The sequence below is a fragment of the Actinomadura sp. 7K534 genome (genome assembly GCF_004348575.1).
In the GTDB taxonomy this organism is placed as follows: domain Bacteria; phylum Actinomycetota; class Actinomycetes; order Streptosporangiales; family Streptosporangiaceae; genus Spirillospora; species Spirillospora livida.
This window is the reverse complement of record NZ_SMKB01000007.1, coordinates 57460-79001: the sequence shown is the minus strand read 5'-3', so window position 1 is coordinate 79001 and position 21542 is coordinate 57460. Positions and strand designations below refer to the sequence as shown.

General features: G+C 71.5%; 20 protein-coding genes and 1 pseudogene. 9 read left to right on the top strand and 12 right to left on the bottom strand.

Annotated features, from left to right (window positions below; translation table 11 throughout):
• Both E1266_RS03130 and E1266_RS03125 read left to right on the top strand, forming a co-directional pair.
• On the top strand, positions 1 to 481 hold a 481-nt coding region (locus E1266_RS03130; RefSeq protein WP_207945390.1), incomplete at its 5' end, for a TspO/MBR family protein.
• Complete coding sequence (locus tag E1266_RS03125) at positions 481 to 1773, top strand: deoxyribodipyrimidine photo-lyase (protein ID WP_207945389.1); 1293 nt, start codon at positions 481 to 483, stop codon at positions 1771 to 1773. The genes E1266_RS03130 and E1266_RS03125, both read left to right, overlap by 1 nt.
• Before the next feature lie 8 nt (positions 1774 to 1781).
• On the opposite strand, the gene E1266_RS03120 is transcribed toward E1266_RS03125, so the two are convergent.
• Both E1266_RS03120 and E1266_RS03115 read right to left on the bottom strand, forming a co-directional pair.
• Complete coding sequence (locus tag E1266_RS03120; RefSeq protein ID WP_132043494.1) at positions 1782 to 3248, bottom strand: hypothetical protein; 1467 nt, start codon at positions 3246 to 3248, stop codon at positions 1782 to 1784.
• Positions 3249 to 3285: 37 nt separating this feature from the next.
• Positions 3286 to 4800, bottom strand: coding sequence for a hypothetical protein (locus E1266_RS03115; protein WP_132043492.1), 1515 nt, complete (start codon positions 4798 to 4800; stop codon positions 3286 to 3288).
• Positions 4801 to 5007: 207 nt separating this feature from the next.
• Between E1266_RS03115 and E1266_RS03110 the strand changes: the two genes are divergently transcribed.
• Genes E1266_RS03110 through E1266_RS03095 form a run of 4 tightly spaced genes read left to right on the top strand, consistent with a single transcriptional unit; the run spans position 5008 to position 8534 of the window.
• Positions 5008 to 5655 (top strand): methyltransferase domain-containing protein, encoded by a 648-nt coding sequence (locus E1266_RS03110; protein ID WP_132043490.1) that lies wholly within the window; start codon positions 5008 to 5010, stop codon positions 5653 to 5655.
• Entirely contained in the window at positions 5642 to 6847 is a 1206-nt protein-coding gene (locus tag E1266_RS03105; protein WP_207945388.1) for a cytochrome P450, read from the top strand. Before E1266_RS03110 ends, E1266_RS03105 begins: the two co-directional genes overlap by 14 nt.
• Positions 6847 to 7500: a DUF6875 domain-containing protein gene (locus tag E1266_RS03100; protein ID WP_132043486.1), complete on the top strand. Its 654-nt coding sequence runs from the start codon at positions 6847 to 6849 to the stop codon at positions 7498 to 7500. The genes E1266_RS03105 and E1266_RS03100 overlap by 1 nt, the downstream gene beginning before the upstream one ends.
• Positions 7497 to 8534, top strand: coding sequence for a methyltransferase (locus tag E1266_RS03095; protein ID WP_132043484.1), 1038 nt, complete (start codon positions 7497 to 7499; stop codon positions 8532 to 8534). The genes E1266_RS03100 and E1266_RS03095 overlap by 4 nt, the downstream gene beginning before the upstream one ends.
• Before the next feature lie 10 nt (positions 8535 to 8544).
• On the opposite strand, the gene E1266_RS03090 is transcribed toward E1266_RS03095, so the two are convergent.
• From E1266_RS03090 to E1266_RS03080, 3 genes are all read right to left on the bottom strand, one after another.
• Entirely contained in the window at positions 8545 to 9426 is an 882-nt protein-coding gene (locus E1266_RS03090; RefSeq protein ID WP_132043483.1) for an enoyl-CoA hydratase/isomerase family protein, read from the bottom strand.
• A gap of 28 nt (positions 9427 to 9454) precedes the next feature.
• Entirely contained in the window at positions 9455 to 10225 is a 771-nt protein-coding gene (locus tag E1266_RS03085; protein WP_132043481.1) for a glucose 1-dehydrogenase, read from the bottom strand.
• A gap of 312 nt (positions 10226 to 10537) precedes the next feature.
• Positions 10538 to 11434 (bottom strand): LysR family transcriptional regulator, encoded by an 897-nt coding sequence (locus E1266_RS03080; protein WP_243718195.1) that lies wholly within the window; start codon positions 11432 to 11434, stop codon positions 10538 to 10540.
• 116 nt (positions 11435 to 11550) lie between these two features.
• Here E1266_RS03080 and E1266_RS03075 point away from each other — a divergent pair, with 116 nt between their 5' ends.
• Positions 11551 to 12387, top strand: a complete 837-nt coding sequence (locus E1266_RS03075) for an oxidoreductase (RefSeq protein ID WP_132043477.1) — start codon at positions 11551 to 11553, stop codon at positions 12385 to 12387.
• A gap of 47 nt (positions 12388 to 12434) precedes the next feature.
• Here the strand turns inward: E1266_RS03075 and E1266_RS03070 are convergent, their stop codons facing one another.
• The 7 genes and pseudogenes from E1266_RS03070 to E1266_RS03040 all read right to left on the bottom strand — a co-directional run bounded on the left by E1266_RS03070 (position 12435) and on the right by E1266_RS03040 (position 18656).
• A complete protein-coding gene (locus E1266_RS03070; protein ID WP_132043475.1) occupies positions 12435 to 13247 on the bottom strand; it encodes a GvpL/GvpF family gas vesicle protein in 813 nt (270 codons plus the stop codon).
• Positions 13244 to 13573: a gas vesicle protein K gene (locus tag E1266_RS03065; RefSeq protein ID WP_132043473.1), complete on the bottom strand. Its 330-nt coding sequence runs from the start codon at positions 13571 to 13573 to the stop codon at positions 13244 to 13246. Before E1266_RS03065 ends, E1266_RS03070 begins: the two co-directional genes overlap by 4 nt.
• Positions 13557 to 14528 (bottom strand): gas vesicle protein, encoded by a 972-nt coding sequence (locus E1266_RS03060; RefSeq protein WP_207945387.1) that lies wholly within the window; start codon positions 14526 to 14528, stop codon positions 13557 to 13559. Before E1266_RS03060 ends, E1266_RS03065 begins: the two co-directional genes overlap by 17 nt.
• A 211-nt stretch (positions 14529 to 14739) precedes the next feature.
• Positions 14740 to 14907 (bottom strand): annotated as a pseudogene (locus tag E1266_RS40005) (gas vesicle protein); the annotation flags it as partial.
• 231 nt (positions 14908 to 15138) lie between these two features.
• On the bottom strand, positions 15139 to 16188 hold the full coding sequence (locus tag E1266_RS03050) for an acyl-CoA dehydrogenase family protein (RefSeq protein ID WP_207945386.1): 1050 nt from the start codon (positions 16186 to 16188) through the stop codon (positions 15139 to 15141).
• Positions 16188 to 17330 (bottom strand): acyl-CoA dehydrogenase family protein, encoded by a 1143-nt coding sequence (locus E1266_RS03045; protein ID WP_243718194.1) that lies wholly within the window; start codon positions 17328 to 17330, stop codon positions 16188 to 16190. Before E1266_RS03045 ends, E1266_RS03050 begins: the two co-directional genes overlap by 1 nt.
• Before the next feature lie 234 nt (positions 17331 to 17564).
• Positions 17565 to 18656 (bottom strand): hypothetical protein, encoded by a 1092-nt coding sequence (locus E1266_RS03040; RefSeq protein WP_165965907.1) that lies wholly within the window; start codon positions 18654 to 18656, stop codon positions 17565 to 17567.
• 226 nt (positions 18657 to 18882) lie between these two features.
• On the opposite strand from E1266_RS03040, the gene E1266_RS03035 reads away from it, so the two are divergent.
• The gene (locus tag E1266_RS03035) at positions 18883 to 20151 is read left to right on the top strand and encodes a glycosyltransferase (protein WP_165965906.1); all 1269 of its coding nucleotides are present in this window, start codon (positions 18883 to 18885) and stop codon (positions 20149 to 20151) included.
• A 168-nt stretch (positions 20152 to 20319) separates the two neighbouring features.
• Positions 20320 to 21537: a type IV secretory system conjugative DNA transfer family protein gene (locus E1266_RS03030; RefSeq protein ID WP_132043465.1), complete on the top strand. Its 1218-nt coding sequence runs from the start codon at positions 20320 to 20322 to the stop codon at positions 21535 to 21537.
• Positions 21538 to 21542 lie beyond the last annotated feature (5 nt).

The window sequence follows — 21542 nt, the reverse complement described above, 5'->3', positions numbered from 1 at the left end:
AAGAGACAGGGTGAAGACTTACGGGGCCACCTCGGCGGCGGTCGCGGTGGCGGCAGCGGTGGGCGGCAAGGCGGTCGATGCCGATTCCGCCTGGTATCGGGCGCTGGCCAAGCCTGCGTGGCAGCCGCCGGGCTGGACGTTCGGGGTCGTGTGGACGCCGCTCTACGCGTCGATCGCCTGGGCGAGCGGGCGGGCGCTGCTCAGGTCCCGGGGGCGGGAGCAGCGGGCACTGGCCGCCAGCCTGGGGGTCAACCTGGCGTTGAACGCGGCGTGGAACGTCCTCTTCTTCCGTCGGCGCAGCACGGCCGCGGGAGTCGTCGGCACGGTCCTGCTGGACGTGAGCAACGCCGAGTTGATCCGGCGCACGGCACGCGCCGATGGCGCCGCGGGTGCCGCGCTCGTCCCGTACGCGGTGTGGTGCCTGTTCGCCACCGCGCTGAACAGCGATATCGCCTACCGGAACCGTCCCGCCCGCCGGTGATGAGCACCTCGATCATGCTCTTCACCCGTGATCTCCGGGTGCGGGACAACCCGGCGCTGGCCGCCGCGTGCGAGGCCGGCCGGGTCGTTCCGGTGTTCGTGCTCGACGATGCGATCCTGGACGGTCCGTTCGCCGTGCCGAATCGCGTCCGGTTCCTTCTGGACAGCCTCGCGGACCTCCGGCGATCGCTGCGCGAGCTGGGCGGCGACCTGGTGGTGGTGCGCGGTGACCCGGTCGCGGAGGTGGCGCGGCTGGCCGAGAAGACGCGTGCCGGGTCGCTCTTCATCGCCGACGAGCGGTCGGCGTTCGCCACCCGGCGCCTCAACGGACTCCGGCAGCTCGGGCTGGACATCTCGGTGCATCCCGGCATTACCGTCGTCCCGCCGGGTGACCTCACGCCCGCCGGCGGTGACCACTACCGCGTGTTCACGCCGTACTGGCGGGCCTGGGAGGCGGCCCGGTGGCGGCCGCTCGCGGACGTGCCCGAGGCGGTCCGCCTGCCGTCCGGTGTCAGGGCGGGACCGCTGCCGCGGCTCGCCGATCTGATACCGGGCTCGCCCTCGCCCGAGCTCGCCCCCGGCGGCGAGCGGAAGGGGCGGGAGCGCCTGGCGGCGTGGCTCCGGCAGGACGCCGCGGCGTACGACGACGTCCACGACGACCTCGCCGCCGACCGGACGTCCCGGCTCGGCCCGTACCTGAAGTTCGGCTGCGTCTCACCGCGGGAACTGGCGGAGGCCGGGCCGGACGCGTTCCGCCGCCAGCTGGCGTGGCGCGACTTCCACCACCAGGTCGCCGCGGCGTTCCCGGCGCTGCCCAGGGAGGACTACCGGCCGCGCGACCGGCGATGGAGCGACGCCAAGGACGCCCTCACCGCGTGGTGCGACGGCATGACCGGCGTCCCGATCGTGGACGCGGGCATGCGCCAGCTGCACCGCGAGGGCTTCATGCACAACCGCGCCCGGCTCATCACCGCGTCGTTCCTGACCCGCGACCTCGGGATCGACTGGCGGGACGGCCTGCGCCACTTCGGCGACTGGCTCGCCGACGGCGACATCGCCGACAACGCGGGGAACTGGCAGTGGGTGGCCGGCACCGGGAACAGCACCCGCCCGGACCGCGTCATGAACCCGCTGCGGCAGGCGTCCCGGTTCGACCCGCGCGGCGACTACGTCCGCAGATACGTGCGCGAACTCGCCGGCGTCGAGGGTTCCCGCGTCCATCGCCCATGGACCCTGCCCAAGTCCCAGCGCGACGCCCTCGACTACCCCCGGCCCATCCTCCTCCCCGAATAGCCGGCCGGTCAGGGGATCTGGAAGTCGTTGGAGAGCGCGACGTCGAGCGACATGTCGAGCCGGCGGTCCATGAACTCGAAGGCGGTCCCGATCATCTCGACGGCGACGTCGCGCTGCTCGGGCGTGATCGGCCGGTCCATGAAGGCCGGCGCCGCGACCCGCCGGCGCCCGGCCAGGTAGTCGAGGCGCAGCCCGGTGTTCGCCTCGGCCTTCTCCGCCAGGGGCGCGGTGTTGTCGAGCAGGATGTCCGTCGCCTCCGACATCGCGCTGACGAGCCACAGCCTCAGCAGCGGGTCCCGATGCCCGGTGGCGAACCCGGTCATCGCGACGCGGTTGTGGCGGTGCACGTCCATCGTCCGGCTCAGGTAGTAGAAGTCGAGCGTGTCGCTGGCGTTCCAGCCGAGCAGCTCGTCGAGGTCGAGTTGCTTCCAGTCGTCGACGAAGAGCGCGTTGCGGGCGATCAGCTCCTCGCCCCAGTCGTTCACGGCGCGTTCCAGGTCGGAGGCCGGCTCGGGATAGCCGACGGCGTAGCGGTGGAAGTCGCGGTAGCCCATGACGTCCATCGCCCACATCGGGACGAACCGCTGGAGGACCTGCGTCGGGGAGATCCGCGGGCCGTGGTGGGCGAGCCACGTGTAGAACGGGTGCCTGCCGCTTCGGGTCCGGCACTCCCGCAGCGCCTGGAGGACCGGCTCCTGGGTGGGGTGGACCGGCGCGTCGGCGGCCGCGACGAGCCCCGCCGGGCCGGTCTCCCGGACGGCGGCGGGGCGGGGCGGAACGTTCGTCGCCGCGTGCTTCAGCGCGTATTCGTGGATCCCGTCCAGGATCTCCCGGAACACATCGATCATGACGTCGGCCAGCTCGCGGGCCCGCCGGCGGCGCTCCCCGTCCAGCACCAGCGACTCGAAGACTCCTTCGGCGCCTTCTCCCTCGGCCTCGATGTGGTGCGCGCCGAAGTACAGCATGGCGAGGCCCGTCCGGTCCGCCAGCCGCCCGGCGACCGCGGAGATGTGCTTGAAGAACAGCTCCCGCGCGCACAGCTCACCGACCTCGGCGTGCGCGAAGCGGAGCAGCGGGTCCCCGCGGTCGGCGGCCGCGATCGACAGGAAGTACATGCAGTGGCCGCGGATCACCTCGTTGGCGTCGGCCTGGAAGAGCCACCACAGGGTGTCGGAGGCGTCCCAGCCCAGCCGCCGGTCGAGCCCCAGCCGTCTCCAGTCCTCCAGGAACAGCCGCGAGTGGGTCTGGTCCTCGAAGGTGTGGACGTTGATGCCGCGCTCCAGGTCGTCGGCCGCACGGGGGTAGCGCAGGACCCATTTGTTCACGTCGCGGAAGCCCATCGCGACCGTCGCCACGCTCGGCAGGATCATCAGGCGTTCCTTCGGCGGCAGCTCGTCCGAGGCCAGCCAGGTGAACAGCGGATGGTCCTCCATGGCGGCGACGCGCCGCTCGACGTACGCCAGGACGTCCTTCACGGTGCCACGCTCCTTGCGTTCGGGGAGACCATGCCGTTCAGGCGATGCCGAACTTGTTCGACAGGGCGACGTCGAGCGAGATCTCGAGCTGCTCGTCGCCGGCGTCGAAGACGGTCTCGATCATGTGGGCCGCCACCTCGCGCGCGGCCGGCGTCAGGGACCGGTCCTTGAAGTGGACGGCGGGCGCCGCGGCGTCCACCGGAGCGTGGTGCGCGATCTCGTGGCGGTCCCCGAGGTAGTCCAGGCGCACGCCGGCGACGGCCTCGGCCTCGTCCGCCAGCGCCTTGGTCCGCCGGAAGAACGGCTCGCCGCTGGTCTCCAGCGCGTTCATGAGCCACAGGCGCAGCACGGGGTCGTCGTGGGCGACGGCGAGTTCGGTGAACTTGACGATGTTGCGGCGGTGCACGTCGGTCTGCGGGTCCAGGTAGCAGAACTCGAGCGTGTCGCTGCTGTTCCACCCGAGGATCTCGTCGAGCCCGAGCTGCTTCCAGTCGTTGAAGAAGAGGGTGTTGTGGGTCGTGAGGTCGGCGGCCCAGGAGTTGACCGCGTGGTGCAGGTCGGTCACCGGCTCGGCGTAGCGCATGGCGTACCTGTTGAGGTCGCGGTACCCCATGATGTCCATCGTCCACATGGGGATGAAGCGCTGGAGGGCCTGGAGCGCGGTGACCCGGTCGCCGCGGTTCTCCAGCCAGGAGTAGAAGGGGTGCGCCTCGCTCCGCTTCCGGCGTGCCATCAGCAGTTTCTGGAGTGGCTCCTGGCTGGGATGGACCGGCCCGTCGGCGACCGGACGCGGTCCGGGCCCGCCGGCGGCGCTCCTGTCGATCATCGGCCGGGCGGGCGGGCGCGGCGGATTGCCGGTGTCGATGTACTTGTGGGCGTAGTCCAGCCACATGTCGAGCTGTGCGGTGAAGATCCTGTAGATGGTGTCGGCCAGATCCAGAGCGCGTGTGCGCTTCCGCTCGTCGAGCCGCTGCTCAACGAACAGGTCCTCGCAGTCCATATGGCCTGTTTCGAGGGCCACGTGGAAGGGCCCCATATAGGGGAGTTCCACGCCGGTCTGCTCGGTGAAGCGGATGGCGATCTTGGAGGCGTGCTTGAAGAAGACCGCCCCGAGCGCCTCCATCATCTCCGACTGGGCGAAGCGCAGCAGCGGGTCGGTGCGGTCGGCGACGGCCATCGACAGGAAGTAGACGCCGTGCTCGCGGGCCACCTCGTTCGTCTCGGCCCGGAACAGCCACCACAGGGTGTCACTGGCCGTCCAGCCCAGCCACTCGTTCAGCCCGAGCCGCTTCCAGTCCTCCAGGAACAGCCGCGAGTGGGTCTGGTCCTCGAAGGTGTGGACGTTGATGCCGCGTTGTAGGTCGTCGGCGGCCTCCGGGTACCGGAACACCCACTTGTTGACGTCCCGGAACCCCATCGAGAACGTCGCCATGGGCGGCATGATCAGCAGCGGGTCCGGAATGGCGCGGTCACCGGAGTTCATCCACTCGAACAGCGGGTGCCGATCGAGGTCCGCTTGGCGTTTGGCCACCAACTGCAGGACGCTCTCCACGAGACCACCTCTCCCCGGCCGATACGGCTTCGCTTGGCTTCCGCCAATTCCTAACAGGGACATGGGCGGCCGGCTTCTTCTCGGATGCGCTCTTTCGGTCGTGCCCGGTCAGCTCTTCGCCAAGTCAGGAACCGGCGGCCGCACCGGGCCATCGAAGAGCGCAAGCAGCGAGAAGCGGAAATAAATTCCGGCATTATGATCCCGGTCATGCATCCACGCTACAAACATGCAGCGTTGATTTATGACAAGGCTCTTCCGGTATTCTCCTTCGGCGCCGCCCCGCGGATCCACAAAATGGTCGCCCGTGCAGTTTCGGTCCGGCCGGGCGCGACCATTGTGGACGTCGGGTGCGGGACGGGCCTGATGCTGCCCCGGCTGCGCGACCGCGTCGGCCCGGACGGGAAGGTCATCGGGCTCGACATGACCGAGCCGATGCTCGACCGGGCGCGGCAGCGCGTCACCCGGGCGGGCTGGAAGAACGTCGAACTGCACCGCGCCGACATGGCGGACTTCGAGCCGGGCGCCCCGGCCGACGCCGCCGTGTTCGTGCTCAGTCTCAGCGCCGCCGACCCGGCGCGGGTCTTCCACCGCACGCTCGACTATCTGCGACCCGGCGGGAGCGTCGTGATCGCCGACGGAATTCCGGCGCACGGGCGGTGGTACCACCCGGCCGTGAACCTCTACGCGGGTTTTCGAGCGCCGTTCGTCGGTTCGGACCTGGGCCGAGCCGCGGAAATCGCCCGGCTGGCGCGTGCACATCTCGTGGATGTGCGCACGGAAGTCATCTGGGCGGGACTTTATACGGTCATCAGCGGCCGCGTGCCGCCAAAGGGGGACGAACGTGACGATTCATGAGCCACCGGAGCTGTTCGGCGCCGATTTCATCCGCGATCCCTATCCGGCATATGCCTGGCTGCGGGAGCACAGCCCGGTGCACCGCTTCACCCTGCCGCAGGGCATGCCCGCCTGGCTGATCACCCGGTACGAGGACGTCCGCCCCTGGCTCAACGACCCCCGGCTGGGCAAGGACCTGGAGCGGTTCCTGCCGCCGGAGGCGCTGCCCAGCCCGTCCATCCGCGACGTGCTCACCAAGAACATGCTGCACAGCGATCCGCCCGCGCACACCAGGCTGCGCCGGCTGGCGGCCAAGGCGTTCACCGCGCGCCGCGTCCAGTCGCTGCGCCCGCGCATCGAGGAGATCACCGACGAGCTGCTGGACGGGATGGGCCCGGAGGGCGAGACGGACCTGATCGACACGCTGGGGCTGCTGCCGATCACGCTGATCTACGAGCTGCTCGGCGTCCCGAAGCGCGACTGGGAGGCGTTCCGCCGCTGGTCGGTGCTCGGCTCGGACGAGCAGTCGACCGGCAGCGCGGAGTTCGAGACCGCCACCGAGGCGCTGAAGTCCTACACGCGGGAGCTGATCGCCGACAAGCGCGTCCGGCCGGGCGAGGACCTGCTCTCCGACCTCATGGTCGTCCGGGACGGCGGGGACGGGCTCTCCGACGACGAGCTGCTGGCGATGGCGTTCCTGCTGCTCCTCGGCGGCCAGGAGACGACCATCAGCCTCATCGGCGTCGCCGTCCACCACCTGCTCCGCAACCCGGACCAGCTGGCGCTGCTGCGCGCCGAGCCCGAGCGGCTCCCGGCGGCGATCGAGGAGGTCCTGCGCTTCGACGGCCCGGCCATGAACGCGAGCATGCGGTTCGCCGTCGAGGACATCGAGATCGCGGGCACGCCCATCCCGGCCGGCGGCGTCGTCTTCCTCGGGCTGGGGTCGGCCTCGCACGATCCGGAGGTGGCGCCCGACGGCGACCGGTTCGACATCCGGCGCCCCGCCCGGCACCTGGCGTTCGGGCACGGGCCCCACGCCTGCATCGGCTCGGCCCTGGCGAGGCTGGAAGGCGAGATCGCGATCGGCCGCCTGCTCGACCGGTACGGCGACCTGCGGCTCGCCGTACCGGAGGAGGAGCTGGTCTGGCGGCCCGGGATGCATTTCCGCGGGCCGGCCGCGCTCCCCGTCCGCTACCGGACCGCGCCCCGCTGATGACGGAGCACAGAACGGCCGCCAGGCGCCCGCCCGCCGGCCGTCTCGACCACGACAGGGCGGTCGTCCTGGACTGGCTGCGCGAGTACGTGGGAGCGCCGTCCGAGCACCTCGGGCGGCCCGGGCCGGTCTGCCCCTTCATTCCCGCGGCGCTCAACGCGGACACGGTCCGCCTGAGCTTCCACTACGGCGTCGACGCCCGCGACGGCGACGAGCTGCACCGCCTGGTCTCCGCGGAGTTACGCGAGTTCAAGGCGACGACCGAACCGCCGAAGAGCTCGGGCGTCTCGCTGGACGGCCTGCTGGTGGTCCTGCCGGACGCCGCCGAGGAGGGCTGGCGGCGGATCGACCAGACCTACGGCGCGCTCAAGGACCTGGCCGTGGACGCGGGCCTCATGATCGGCCAGTTCCATCCGGCCTGCACCGAGCCGGCCGTGCACAACGCCGCCTTCCGGGTGTCCCGGTCGCCGATCGCGCTCTACGCCGTCCGGTACATGGCGCCGCACGACTCGCTGTTCCTGCACGCGGAGCGGCGCTGGTTCGAGAAGTACCGGGCGCGGTTCCCCGTGCAGGCCCGCTCCGCGGCCGCGGACGGTCCCGTCCGGCCGCGGGCGCTGCCGGCGCGCTCGCACAACCCGAGGAGGGGCAAGTGACCGTGGTGGACGAGGTGCCGGGAGCGGTGGTGGCGCGGCAGATGGTCTTCGGGCAGTTGCTGTCCCGCGCCGTCTGCACCGCGGCCGAACTCGGCCTGTCGGATCTGCTCGCCGGCGGTCCGCTGACGGTCGCGGAACTGGCCGACCGGGCCCGCGTCGACCCGCGCCGGCTGACGCAGCTCATGCGCTGCCTGGCGGCGTTCGGGGTGTACTCGGGCGGCTCCGACGGCTCCTACGAGCTGACCGCGGTCGGCGCGACGCTGTGCACCGGCGCCGCCGGGTCGGCGCTCCCGACGGCCCTGCTCGCGGCCGGCGAGGTCGGTGCCGCGTGGGCGGGCATGCTCGGCACCGTGCGGACCGGCAGGACGGCGTTCGACGAGCTGCTCGGCGAGAGCTTCTTCGAGCACCTCGGCCGCGACGGGCGGCTCCGCGAGCTGTTCGACCGCTCGCAGTCCCACGACCAGGAGCTGGAGATCGACCAGCTGCTGGCGGCGGTCGACTTCTCCCGGCACCGCCGCATCGTGGACGTCGGCGGCGGCGACGGCACGCTGCTGGCCCGCCTGCTCCAGGCGCACCCCCGGGCCGAGGGGGTCCTGCTGGACGACGCCAAGACCGCGGCCAACGCGCGGACGCGGATGCACCGGGCGGGCCTGGCGAACCGCTGCACCTCGGTCGGCGGCGACTTCTTCTCCGCCGTGCCCGCGGACGGCGACCTCTACCTGCTGCGCCAGATCCTGCACGACTGGGACGACGAGCGCTGTGTCCGGCTCCTGCGCGTCTGCCGGCGGGCCATGCGTCCGGGCACCCGGCTCCTCGTCATCGAGCGCATCGTCGAGGAGGGGGCCACCGGGGAGGACGCGCGATTCGCAGCGTTGATGGACCTCTACATGATGACCGTCGTGGGCGGTGCGGAGCGCACCGCCGGGGAGTTCGGCGACCTGCTGGCCAAGGCCGATTTCACCGTCGAGGCCGTGCACCGCCTGCCCACGGCCGGCGCGGTGATCGACGCCCGCGCCGGAGCCGTGGTCAGTTGAGCCGGGGAGTTCAAGAGTTGGTGTAGTTCGGGGGGCGGCGGTCCAGGAAGGCGGTGATCTGCTCGGTGTGGTCGCGGCTGTAGGAGGTGAGGACCTGGGTCCGGTTCTCCAGGTCGATCCCGGCCTGGAGGCTGCCCACCTCCAGCTGGCTCCAGGCGACCTCCTTGGTCATCCAGACGCCCATGGGGCTGTTGGCGCAGATCAGCGCGGCGATCTCCAGGGCCGCGTCGACCACTGAGCCGTCCTCGACCACGCGGCTGACCAGCCCGACGCGCAGTGCTTCGCTGGCCTGCACGAACCGGCCGGTGAGCAGGAGCTCGTGGGACAGGCCCGCGCCGATCAGGCGGGGCAGCAGCCAGCTGACGCCGATGTCGCAGCCCGACAGGCCGATCCTGACGAAGGCGGCGTTGAACCGGGCGGACTCGGCGGCGATCCGGATGTCGCTGGCCAGGGCCAGCGCGAAGCCGCCGCCGGCGGCGGGGCCGTTGACGGCGGAGATGACGGGCTGCGGCAGGTTGCGCAGTTTCGGGACGAGCGAGGCGATGGCCTGCTGGACGTGCATGCCCGCCTGCGGACTCCGGCGCCGCCCGCCCCCGTCGGCGGACGCGTCCGGCGCGGCGGGCGCGGCGTCGCGGACCGGGGGTTCGTGCAGGTCCAGCCCCGCGCAGAACGCCCGTCCCGCACCGGTGAGGATGACGACGCGGCAGTCCTCGTCCACGGCGACGCCGTCGAGCGCGGCGTGCAGGTCCTTGATCAGCTCGCCGGACATCGCGTTGAGCCGGTGCTCGCGGTCCAGGGTGAGCAGCCGGACGCCGGGGGCCGGTGTCTCCACGCGCACCGTCCCGCCCGATGCGGGGGTGCCGGGCAGGTAGGCGTCGCCATCGGTCAGCATGGGGTTTCCCTATCTCGTGGGGATCGTCTCAGCGGGCCACCAGGCCGCCGTCGGCGTGCAGGACCTGGCCGGTGACGAAGCTTGCCGCGTCGGAGGCCAGGAACAGCGCCGGGCCGACCATCTCGTCCGGGTCGGCCATGCGCTTCTGCAGGGCGGCCTGCTCCATGGCCTCTTGGAACTCGGGCGGGTTGTTGCGGACCATGTCGGTGTCGACCGTGCCCGGGGCCAGGGCGTTCACCCGGATGCCGCGGGGGGCGAACTCGGCGGCCATGGAACGCGTGTAGGCCACCATCGACGCCTTGGCCGCGGCGTACATCGACACGTACGGGGAGAACATGAACGCCCCGGCGGAGACGACGTTGACGACCGAGGCGCAGGGGCTCTCCGTCAGGTGGTCGAGTGCCCGCTGCACCAGGAACACCGGTCCGCGGACGTTCACCTCCTGGGACTTGGCGAACGCCTCCGGGGTGAACGAGCCGAGCGGCAGCGCCAGCGGATTGGCGGCGTTGTTGACCAGGATGTCGAGCCGGCCGAAGGTGTCGGCGGTGCGGGTGACGAGGGCGTCCAGCGCGTCCAGGTCGCCGAGGTGCGTGGGGACGCCGAGCGCCGCCCCGCCCATCGCCTTCAGGTGCGCCTCGGTCTCGGCGCACGCCTCGGGTTTGCGGCTGGCGACCACGACGCTCGCACCGGCGGCCACGAAGCCCTCGGCAATCGCGCGTCCGATGCCCCGCGTGCCTCCGGTGACGACCGCCACCCGGCCCGACAGGTCGAAAAGGGACCGCAGGCGCTCAGCGTCCATGCCGACCTCCCGGCACTGACACCCGACTGCTCGTGGGAACGCATCCCGGCCTGACACATCGTCGCTCGCGCAAGCGCACGCCCCTTCTCCCAAGCCCGATGCCACACGACCGGGCACCCGGCCCTGCGACCGGACTATTCGGAGACTTTGTATCAATCCGCTTCGTCGTCGGCTTCAACCAGGGCACCTGGACGCGATGCCGGCGGCGCGGACGGAGGACGTTTTCTACCCGCGATGAGGCCGACTCTCAGGGGCTGAAGGTCCCTCGGGCGGGGCGTTCGGATGGTCGAGGGGACGCGAGGGGGCGGAGGCTCAGCCCCAGCGTGTGAGCTCTGAGGTCGCGGCGAGATCGGCGAGGACGTCGAGGAAGTTGCGCTGCACCGGTCCGTCGAGTGCGGGCATCCAGGCCACAACCGTTTCGGCCCGCTCGCCGGCCAGCGGTACGAACACCACCCCGGTGCGGCGGACGCTGTTCGCCGACAGGGCGAGCCGGGTCACGCCGACGCCGGCGGCGACGAGCCCGAGCAGGTTCGCGACGCCGGTGGCCCGCTGGACGACCCTGGGGGTGAACCCGGCGGCGGCGAAGTCCCGGTCGTACTTCGCGTGCCAGGGTGGCCACGATGCCCGCGGCGAGAGGACCCAGTCCTCATCGGCCAGGTCCTCGAGCCTGAGTCCGGCCCGATCGGCGAGCCGGTGCCCGGCCGGCAGGACGGCGCAGACCGGTTCGGTGGCGAGCATCCGGGTGGCCAGGTCGCCGACGAGCGGCGGCCGCGTGAAGGCCGCGTCGAATCGCCCGTCGCGCAGCCCGGCGACCAGTTCGTCGACCTGCACATTGTGGGTGGTGAGTTCCAGGCCGGGAAGGCGTTCCCGCAGGGCTCTGACCACCGGCGGCAGCATGTAGTTGGCGGTGGAGCTGAGGAACGCCAGATTCAGGCGACCGATCTCACCGCGGCCCGCGCGCTGCGCGACGACGACGGCGGCGTCGGCCCGGGCGAGAACGGCGCGGGCCTCCGGCAGGAACACCTGTCCCGCCTGGGTGAGACGGGTCCCGCGGGTGTCGCGGTCGAACAGGCGTATCCCGAGATCGCGTTCGAGCGCGGCGATCTGCTGCGACAGCGACTGCTGGGCGAGGTGAAGGTGCTGTGCGGCGCGGGTGAAGCTCAGGTGGTCGGCGACGGCGACGAAGTACCGCAGATGACGCAGCTCCATGGTCACAGGATCTGACTGTAGCCGCAGGAAGAAGCGTGTGTTGGCCGAGCCGTGACCGGACCGGTCAGGGTGGAGGCGACGGCATGGAGACGACCCGCACAGGGGTGGAGGCGACGATGACGGAGACCGGTCGCGTGTGGTTGATCACCGGTTGCTCGGCGGGATTCGGCCGGGAGTTGGCGCTGGCGGCGCTGGCGGCCGGCGACCGGGTGATGGCGACCGCGCGGCAGCCCGGCCGGCTCGCCGATCTCGTCGCGGCCGGCGGGGAGCGGGTGCGGACCGCGCCGGTGGACGTCACGCGGGAGGAGCAGGTGACCGCCGCCGTCGCACGGACCCTCGCCGAGTTCGGCCGGGTGGACGTGGTGGTCAACAACGCCGGCCACGGCAGTGTCGGCGCGGTCGAGGAACTGGACCTGGCGGACCTGCGGGCCCTGATGGAGGTCATGTTCTTCGGAGCCGTCGCGGTGACCAAGGCCGTCCTGCCCCTGCTGCGCGCGCAACGCGGAGGGGCGATCGTCCAGATCAGCTCGATGGGCGGGCAGCTCAGCATGCCCGGCTTCGGCGCGTACTGCGCGGCGAAGTTCGCGCTCGAAGGTCTCTCCGAGGCACTGGCGGCCGAGGTCGCGCCGTTCGGTATCCGGGTGCTGATCGTGGAGCCCGGGGCCTTCCGCACCGAGTTCGGTGGCCGGCGGATGCACCGGTCGCGGTCCATCGCGGAGTACGCCGCCTCGACCGGCCCGACCCGCGCCGCGGTCGACGGCATGGACGGCACTCAACCCGGCGACCCGCGCAAGGCGGCCCAGGCCATCATGCAGGTCCTGGACAGCCCCGACCCGCCACTGCGGCTGGCGCTGGGCAACGACGCCGTCGACCACATCGGCGCCCACCATGAACTGCTCCGTGCCGACCTGACCCGATGGGAGAAGCTCAGCCGCTCCATGGACCTGCACTGATGTCCCGTCCGGCCCTTACCGGTTCCTTGCGCGGACGGTGAGCGGTCTCAGGGGCCGGGGGTGGTGCTCGCGGCGTCCGGTGTCGTCAGTTGGTCGCCGGTGAACGAGTAAGGCGGCCAGGGGCCGAGGAAGCGGACTTGGACGGCGGGGTGGGTTTCCTGTAGCTCGGAGAGGATGAAGCCCAGGTTCTCCACATCGTCGTCGTGCACCAGCAGAGCGAGGGAGAGCACCTCGGTCTCTCCGGGATTGCGCGTCGCGCGCCTGCGGTCGGCGAGGTCCTCGGCGATGGTGCTCAGCTGGCGGCGGGCGTCGGCGTGCAGTTGGTCGGCCAGGACATCGGCCGCGGCTCTGCGCTGGGCGTCCAGTTGCTTGCTCAGCAGGCGGCGCAGGCCGGGCGAGGCATCGCGCATCCGCTCTTCGATCTCCTGGACGGAGCCGTCGTCGGTCGGCACGGCCGCGGAGTCCAGCGTGATCTCGACGCGGTACTCGGCGCGGCCGCGCAGCCTGCCGAGGCGGTCGTGGAGGTCGTCCCGGTTCGCGCGCAGCCACGCGCGCAGGCGGGCTTCGGCGTCGCCGTCGTCGCCGGGGGCGACCAGCACGTTGAAGGTCATGGGCAGCACGCCGCCCGCCGCGCGGCGCATGCCCTCGACCGCCTCGTCGTGGGTGCGGATCCAGCGGCGGACGTCGTCGTCCGGCCCCTGGTAGGGACGTGCCGGGGCCTCGTGGACGAGGGCGGCCAGCCCGCAGTCGGCGGCGCGGACCAGCCGCAGCGGTGCGCCGTCGAGGCCCTCGCCCGGGGGTTCGGCGCCGTCTCCCGGGTCGGCGAGCAGCGCGTACACGTACAGCGCCTCACCGCTCAACGCCGCTCACCTCCGCCCTCGATCTCGTCGGCCCAGCGCGCGGGGTTGGCCAGCCGGTCCACGACCTCGTCGACGACCTCGTCCAGGCCGCGGTGCAGGTCCGCGACGGACGCGGTGATGCCGTGCTCGGCCTTGATCTCCTCCATGGCCTCGTCTAGCTCCAGCAGGGCGTCGCCCAGCCGGTTCAGCTCCTCGGTGCTGAGGTCGCCGCCCTCCATCCGGCGCACGGCCTGCCGTTCCAGCGCCTCCTGGATGACTTCGACCAGGGTGACCACGAGCGTGAGAACGCCGTTCTTGAGGCTGTTCTCGTCAACGGTGATGGCCATGAGGCTCCTTCCCAGCGGCGGTGCGGGCGGACGGGTCCAGGAGCCGCGCCCAGCGCGGTCCCTCCGCGGTCGCCAGCACGAGCTGCTCGCCCGCCGCGTCCACGACGAGGCGGTCCAGGCCGTTCGTGGGCGTGGTTCCGGGTTCGAGCCGCACGTCGCGGATGCGGCCGGTGTCCAGGGTGACGGCCGGGCGGGCGTCGGTCGGCGACTTCCAGGTCAGGCGGCCGTTCTCCAGCCGGGCCCGGCCCCCGCGCCACAGGGCGCCGCCCCGGCGGGGCTCGTGGTACCACATGTGGCCCTCGAACTCGGGGCCCTCGTCGTCCGCGGCGAGCGGGCGGGGCTCCCGGGACCGGACGTGCGGTGCGAGGCGGCGCAGGCTCTCGTCGAACTCCTCGGGGTTCGCGGCCGACAGCAGGGCGCCGTTCCCGTCGGTCAGCTCCACGCGCACCCGCAGGCGCTCCTCGCCGCCGACCGTCCGCTCGCTCTGGAGGCGGGTGGCTTCGACATCCTCGAGCCGGGCCTCCCACAGCACCTCGCGCGGCTCGCGACGGTAGACGAGGACGCGCCGGTCGGTGAGGAAGATGGTGCCGGGCCGCCAGACGGCGGACAGGCCGCTCTCGCCGTAGTGGCCGCCGAACGACCGGATCACCACCCGCTCGTCCTCCTCCAGTTCGGGCGTGGCGGCGGTGGCGCGCTCGGCCCAGGCGCGCGTGTCGGCGTCCCACTGCTGCAGCAGCCCGTACTCCAGCATGGTCTCCATCCCGGCGATCGCCGCCCGCAGGTTGACCCCGATGAGCGGGATGTCGGCGACCGCGATGATGAGGTCCAGGTGCAGCACCGCGCCCTTGTTCAGCACGACCTCCAGCAGGTCGTCCAGGGTGACCTGCGGGTCGCGCGTCGGGCGCAGCGGCGCGGGCATCCGGGACGTCGCGGACCTCGGGGATTTAGTCGGCATCGCCGTCCCGTGGCTTCTTCTTGGCCGAGGAGCCGTTGCGCGCGGCCTCGGTCAGCGCCCTGGCGCTGCGCCAGCCGCACCACGGGCAGTACTCCTCCAGCAGCTGCCGGATGGGGGCCCGCTTGCCGCAGTCGGGGCAGGTCTCCTTGGGGTCCTCGGTCTCCTTCCACGCGGCCGTCTCCACGTTGGTCCCCGAGGGGAACTCCAGGCCGTAGCGCGCGGCGGTCTCGAACGACGCCAGCGCCGCCCGCAGCCGGATCCCGAGCAGCTCGACGCCCGCGACCGACACCATGATGTCGGCATTGATCACCAGGCCCTTGTCCAGCAGGACCTCGACCACGTGGGCCAGGCCGCCGTCACCGGCGCGCTGCGGCTCCATCGGACGGCGCGCGCCGACCGGCCGCCCGGTCATGTCCCGCGCGCTCACCGTCGATCCGGTGCCGCGGCGCTCGATCGAAGCGGGACGGACGACATCGCCGCCCGGCCCGGATGACCGCGTTCCGGCCCGCTTGTCCTGGTCCATCACGTCCTCGTCCCGTGTCCCGGCTCGTCGCACGCAGAAGTTCCACGCCAACGCGAACGTAGTGACCCATATCCACTGATCTACCGATCAATCATCCGCTCTTGATTTGGGCATGCCGGAAGCCGGTACCACCGAGTCCCACGCGGGGCCGCTCGAACCGACGATCAGCGCCGTCAGCCGGGCGTCCCACTCGTGCATCGAGCCGAACTCGGAGCGCCACGCGAGGGCGGGCTTGGTGAACTCGTGGAGCTGATGCTCGTACGTCGTGCCGATCGCGCCGTGCACCTGGTGGGCGTTGCGCACGACGACCGATGCCGCGTGTCCGGTCACGGAACGGGCCGTGGCGACCGCGAACTCCAGCGCGTCGAGATCCGGGTGCGGTGAGGCGGCTTCGAGTACCGCGGCGTCGGTCGCGGCCATGGCGAGGGCGCACTCGCTCGCCGCTTCGGCGATGAGGTGCTGGACGGCCTGGAAACGCGTGATGGGACGGCCGAACTGCCGCCTCTCGGAGGCGTGCTGGAGGCACAGTTCGACGACGCGGTCCATCGCGCCCGTGATCTGGACGGTGCGGGCCAGCGCACCGCGCAGCAGGTACTCGCGCACCACGTCGTCGCCGATCGCCGCGCCCGTCAGCGACTCCACGGCCACCCGCACGGTGTCGCGCTGCTGACCGGCGAGATCGTGCGACGGTTCGATCACCGCCGCCGACGCCGGGACGTCGGCGAGCTTCCAGGCTCCCGGCTCGCCCCAGATCACGGCGATCGCGTCCGCCGAGGCCGCCCAGGGCACCTGTTCGGCGCTGCCTTCCGGATCGAGCACGCAACTCGTGCGCAGCTCGCCCGGATCCGGCAGGCCGGCGCGGCCGAGCAGCCATCCGGCGAGCAGGTCGTGCTCGGCCAGCGGGACCGGCGCCGCGGCCCTGGCCGCCGCGCGGAGCAGCGCCGCGGCCTCCACCCAGCCCGCCGCGGCCTCTTCGCCGGAGGTGAGCCGGGTGAGCCCCAGTTCCTCCAGGGTCCTCCACAGACCGCGGTCCACGCTGAGCCGCAGCGACGCTTCGGCCCGCGCGTCGCGCCAGTCGGTGAACACGTCGCGGAAGAGCCGCTCCAGGTCGCCGTCGACCCGCATGATCTCGCTCATCAGCGCAGCCCCAATCCCCTGGCGATCACACCGTGCAGGATCTCGTTGGTCCCCCCGCGGATCGTGAACCCCGGGCGGGCCAGGAGCGCGGCGTCGGCCGCGTCCCGCACGGAAGCCGGAACGCCGCCCCCGCCGAGGAACATGGCCGCGTACTCGGCGATGTCTCCCTCGGTCCTCGTCCCGAGCGCCTTGACGACCGCGGCGGCGACGTCGGCGCGTTCGCCCCGTTCGAGCGCGCCCGCGACGGCGAGCGACATCCGGTGCAGGCCCGCGATCCTTGCGAAGAACCGGCCCAGCTGCGGGTCGGCAGGGAGCTGCCCGCGGCGCATCGCCTCCGTCAGATCCTCAAGGAGCAGGTACGTGGACAGGAAGCGCTCCGGCCCGCTGCGCTCGAAGGCGAGTTCGGAGGTCACCTGGTGCCACCCGTCCCCGATCTCGCCGAGGACCTTCCCGTCGGGGACGAAGACGTCGCCCAGGAACACCTCGTTGAAATGGTGCTCGCCGTTCATCGACACGATGGGCCGGATCTCCACGCCGGGCGACCGGAGGTCGACGATGAACTGGCTGAGCCCGGCGTGGCGGTCTCCGGCGTCGACCGGGGCGGTGCGGGCCAGGGCGATCATGTGGTCGGCGCGATGGGCGTTGGTCGTCCACACCTTGGTGCCGGTGATCGTCCAGCCGCCCTCGGCGCGCGCCGCCCTGGTGCCGACGCTGGCGAGGTCGGACCCCGACTCCGGTTCGCTCATGCCGATCGCGAACAGGACCTCGCCCCGGGCGATGCCGGGCAGGAACTCCCGCTTCTGCTCCTCGGTGCCGAACTTCAAGAGCGAGGGCGCCACCTGGCGGTCGGCGAACCAGTGCGCGGTCACGGGCGCTCCGGCGGCGAGCAACTCCTCGGTGACGACGAACCGTTCGAGGAACGTGCGGCCGTGCCCGCCGTACTCGGTGGGGATCGTCATGCCGAGCCACCCCTGGGCGGCGAGTCTGCGGGTGAACTCGATGTCCCAGGCGCTCATCCACGAGTCGACGGTGGGCGTGAACCCGCCGGTCTCCAGTTCGTGCCGGACGAACGAGCGCACGCGGGCGCGCAGTGCCCGCAACCGCTCGTCCTCCACGGTCGGCGGCAGGACGGGCCTGCCCACATCCGCCCTGCCTACATCCGCCCTGCCTACATCCGCCCTGCCTACATCCGCCCTGCCTGCGTCGCCGGGACGATCCTCGCTCTTCATCGGCCGCCTCCTCGTCCGCGCCTGCGATCCGGACCAGCGGGGGCGCGCTCCCGTCGTCCGCAGATTCTCCACGAGGGCGGCGTTCGTCCCGCCACCGCCCTCGCCCGGCGGGCGGCCGAGCGCGGGCGCGTCTCCATTGCCAGGACGTCAGGCGCTCAGGGCCAGGTCGGCCTGGTGGAGTGGCTTCTCGGCGCAGTGGGAGCAGGCTTGGCGGCGGCGGTAGTAGTAGGCCATGGCTGCGCCGGCCAGGAGGGGGCCCCAGAGGCTCAGGGGGACGAAGGCCACGATGACCAGGAGGTTGATCTCGCCGTTGGCGATGGTGCCCGCGAAGTAGACGGTCAGCTGGACGAGCATGACCGAGGCCGTGAGTGCCGCGAAGGTCGGTACGGCGACCGGGATGGAGCGGCCGTGCAGGGCCGGGACCCACCTCGGCCACACCTCGCCCCAGGGGCGGATGAGGCCGCGGGTCAGGAGCGCGCCGCCCTCCGAGGCGAAGCCGAGGAGGACGCCGGTGATCCAGATGCCCCAGCCGGCGCCCTCGGGGAACGCGACCGGCCACGGGGTGAACCAGGTGAGGCGGGCCAGGCCGTAGGGCAGCGGCATGAGCGCGGCGATGATCGTGATCCTGCGTCCCCAGCGGGCGGCGGACTCCGGGCGGGTCCAGGCGGCGCCGGGACGGCCGCAGGCGGCGCAGCGGCCGTGGTTCACCCGGTACGACGTCACCGCCAGGGCGAGCCAGACCAGGCAGCCGGCCACCGCCAGGAGCGTCCAGTGGGCGCCCTTCGCCACCATGATCGTGATGGCCAGCAGGAGGCCGGCCGCGACCGGGGTGCCCACCATCGCCGAGGTGCCCTTGATGCCGAGCCGGAAGGCCCGTGCCAGCAAGGCCGCGACCAGGGCCGGCGGACCGGAGAACGCGAGGGCGTAGGCCAGGGCGAGCAGCGGCATGTATCCCGAAACGGCCAGGCAGAGCCCGGCGATGCCTGCGGCGGTGGTCAGCAGGGCCCAGCGCAGCGATTTGGAGCACCGCCGGGTGCGCAGGCCGAGCGTGACGGCGATGCCGCCGGTGCCGATCAGCAGCAGCCACGCCGGAGGGAACTCGAAGGCCAGCGGAGGACTGCCGGTGCCGCCTCCGCCGAGGAGGTATGCGGACGGCTGGAGGGTCCACCACAGGCCGAGCATGGCCGTTGTCGCCGACCAGCAGGCCGCCAGCAGGGTCGTCCATCGGTGTGCGTTCATGATGCCTCTCAGGCCGGGGGGCTTCCCATCGTCGGGCGGGGCCCGGCTCGGCACATCACCCGCGAGGACCACGGGCCCCGGTCGCCCGGGGGAGGCCCGGGGCGCCGGCGGCCGCCGGCGCGGGTTCGGTCTCGTGATCGACACCGCTTCTTGCCGATTTATATTTCTGTTCGCCCACTCCCGGACGGCGGGATGTCGCTACGATCCCCCAGGGAGTGATCGACCAATGCGCATTCTGCTCGTCTCAGACAATTACCCGCCGAACCGGGACGGCGTCGCGACTTCTGTCGCGTCCCTGGCCGCGGGTCTTCGCGAGTGGGGCCACGAGGTGGCGGTAATCGCTCCCCGCTCCGGGCCACCGGCGCCTACCCGCGGGTATCCGACCTACCTGGCTCCGTCGTTCGCGACGGGTCAGGGAGGCTTCAGGTTCGGCTGGATTTCGCCGAAGACATTCGAACGGCTGATCGAGCTTTTCAAACCCGACGTGGTCCACATCCACACGCTGGGCTCGCTCGGCATGCTGGCGGCGCGGCTGTGCCGGCAGACTGGGCTGAAGACCGTGCTCACCTGGCACACGGATCTCCTCGCCTACCGGGACGCCTATCCGCTTCTCAAGCTGTGCATTCCCATTATGTACGCGGGCGGCCTCCTGCCGGACGAGCCGGGCCGAGTCGCGAGGATGATCGGACGGGCGAGCTTGGCGGCACTGGCCGGAGAAGATGTCGCGCCCCATCATCGGCAAATGCTGGCAGCCGTTGCGGCGCTTTTCGACCGGATAATCGTGCCGTCGCCTAAAACCGCGTCCGCGCTGCGGGATATGTCGCCTTCCTGTGCGCCTTGCGTCATTCCCAGTGCGCCCGTCCGCCACGGGAAACTCGCCCCCGAGTCGGTACGGCTGTTGCAGGAGATGCGACTGGCCATACATTCCGGAGATTCGGTGCTCGCGTACGTGGGCCGCCTTTCTTCGGAAAAGAACCTGGACGTGCTTCTCCAGGCGATGGCGCGCCAGGTGCTGCCGGCCGTCCCGGCCGCCAGACTGAACATCATCGGGGGCGGCCAGCAAAAGAAGTACGAGCGCATGGCCGAGGCACTCGGCATCTCGCACGCCGTCGCGTTCGCGGGGCCCGTGCCGCCGGAACTCGTCAACCACCTGCTCAACCCGTGCAAGGTCCTCGCGCATCCGTCGCTGACCGAAACGCAGGGGATGGTCATCGCCGAAGCGGCGCTGGAGGGCGTCCCGGCGGTCGTCCTGGACACCGAACTCGAAGGCTTCGTGGTCAAGAACGACCGCACCGGATACGCCACCGGCTCCGAAACGCACTTCGGCGACGCCCTGGTCCGGATCCTCGAATGCTCGGAAACCAGGGACCGGCTGGGCTCCAACGCGAAACGCCAGGCCACCGAATACACCCCAGCGCAATACGCGTCCCGGGTCGCGGACGTCTACGACGAACTCCTGTTCCCGCATGACGCCCCTTCGGCTCTGCATCCCTGACCAGTGGCGAGCCGACCTTCCTGTTCCGTGTGCGAGGTGCCTACGGGAGGCGGTGCAGGAGGCCGGAAGTGCTCGCGGCCGGAGGGACGATCGGTGTTTCCGCCGGTCTGCTGATCGCCCCGCCCGCGCTCGGTACGCTCGTCCGGTCGGCTGAATGTGGAGGCGTTGATGGACGGCATTTCCGGAACCGATCCGCACCCGCTTCTGCTGGGCGAGTCCGGCGGTGCGGGATCAGGCGGGCTGGGCAGGGGCCGCGCCTCCGGTCCGGCCGCGTCCGGCGGCACCGTCACCTTCGATCAGCCCTCGCACCTGCTGACGATCGCCCCGAACTCGTCGGGCAGGGCCGAATCCTGCCTGGTGCCGAACCTGCTGGCCTACGAAGGCCAGATCGTCGTGGTCGACGTCAATGGGGCCGCCTATTCCGCCACCGCGGACGCGCGGCGGAATATGGGACAGACGGTCGTGCGGCTCGACCCTTTCGAGGTCATCGGACCGGACTCGGACGCCTTGAACCCCCTCGAACTGCTGGAAGGGCTGGAAAGCCCGGCTCTGGAAACCGCCTGCCAGGACATCGCCGGCCTGGTCGCGCCGCGCAACGCCTTCAGCGAGGCCACCGACCACGAGGCTTTCGGCCTGCTCTGCGGAGTGATCGGCTACCTCTCCGCGACCGCGGACAGGCGCTCGCTCGATCAGCTCTATTCCACGATGCACAACGACGATGTCGTCTACAACCTCGCCGTGGTGCTGGACACGATCGGCAAGCAGATCCCGAAGATGGCCTACTCGGAGATCGCGAATTTCCTCCAGAAGTCGGACAGCATCCGGCCGCAGGTCCTGCAGACCGCCATCGCACACCTCAAGATGCTGGGCGTCCCCCAGGTCCAGAGCACCGTGAGCCGGTCGACCGTGCGCCTCGCCGAACTGCGCGCCGGCGCCCCGGTCACGATCTACCTCGTGATCCCCCCGGAACGGCTCGGCACCCACGGAGCACTGCTCCGGATCTGGGCCGGGGCACTGCTGCACAACGTGCTGAGGACGAGCCCGCCGCCCCTGCGTCCCCCGCTCTTCCTCCTCGACCACTGCGCCGCGCTCGGCGGGTTCCCCCTGCTCGAATCGGTGCTCGGGTCGGGCTCCTACGCTGGGTTCCGCGTATGGACGTTCTGGCACGACCTCCACCAGCTGCGCACGACCTACCCGAGCGCGTGGCCGGCGATCGTCTCCGGCAGCGGGGCGGTGCAGGTGTTCGGGACCAAGGACTCCGCCGCGGCGTCCGAAGCCGAAACGTTCCTGGGGCTGCCGATGAACGAGGTCTGGGCGCTCGGTCCGCGGGAGCAGATCGTGCACCTCGACGGGGTGCCGCACCGGATCGGAAGACTCGCTTCCTGAACGGA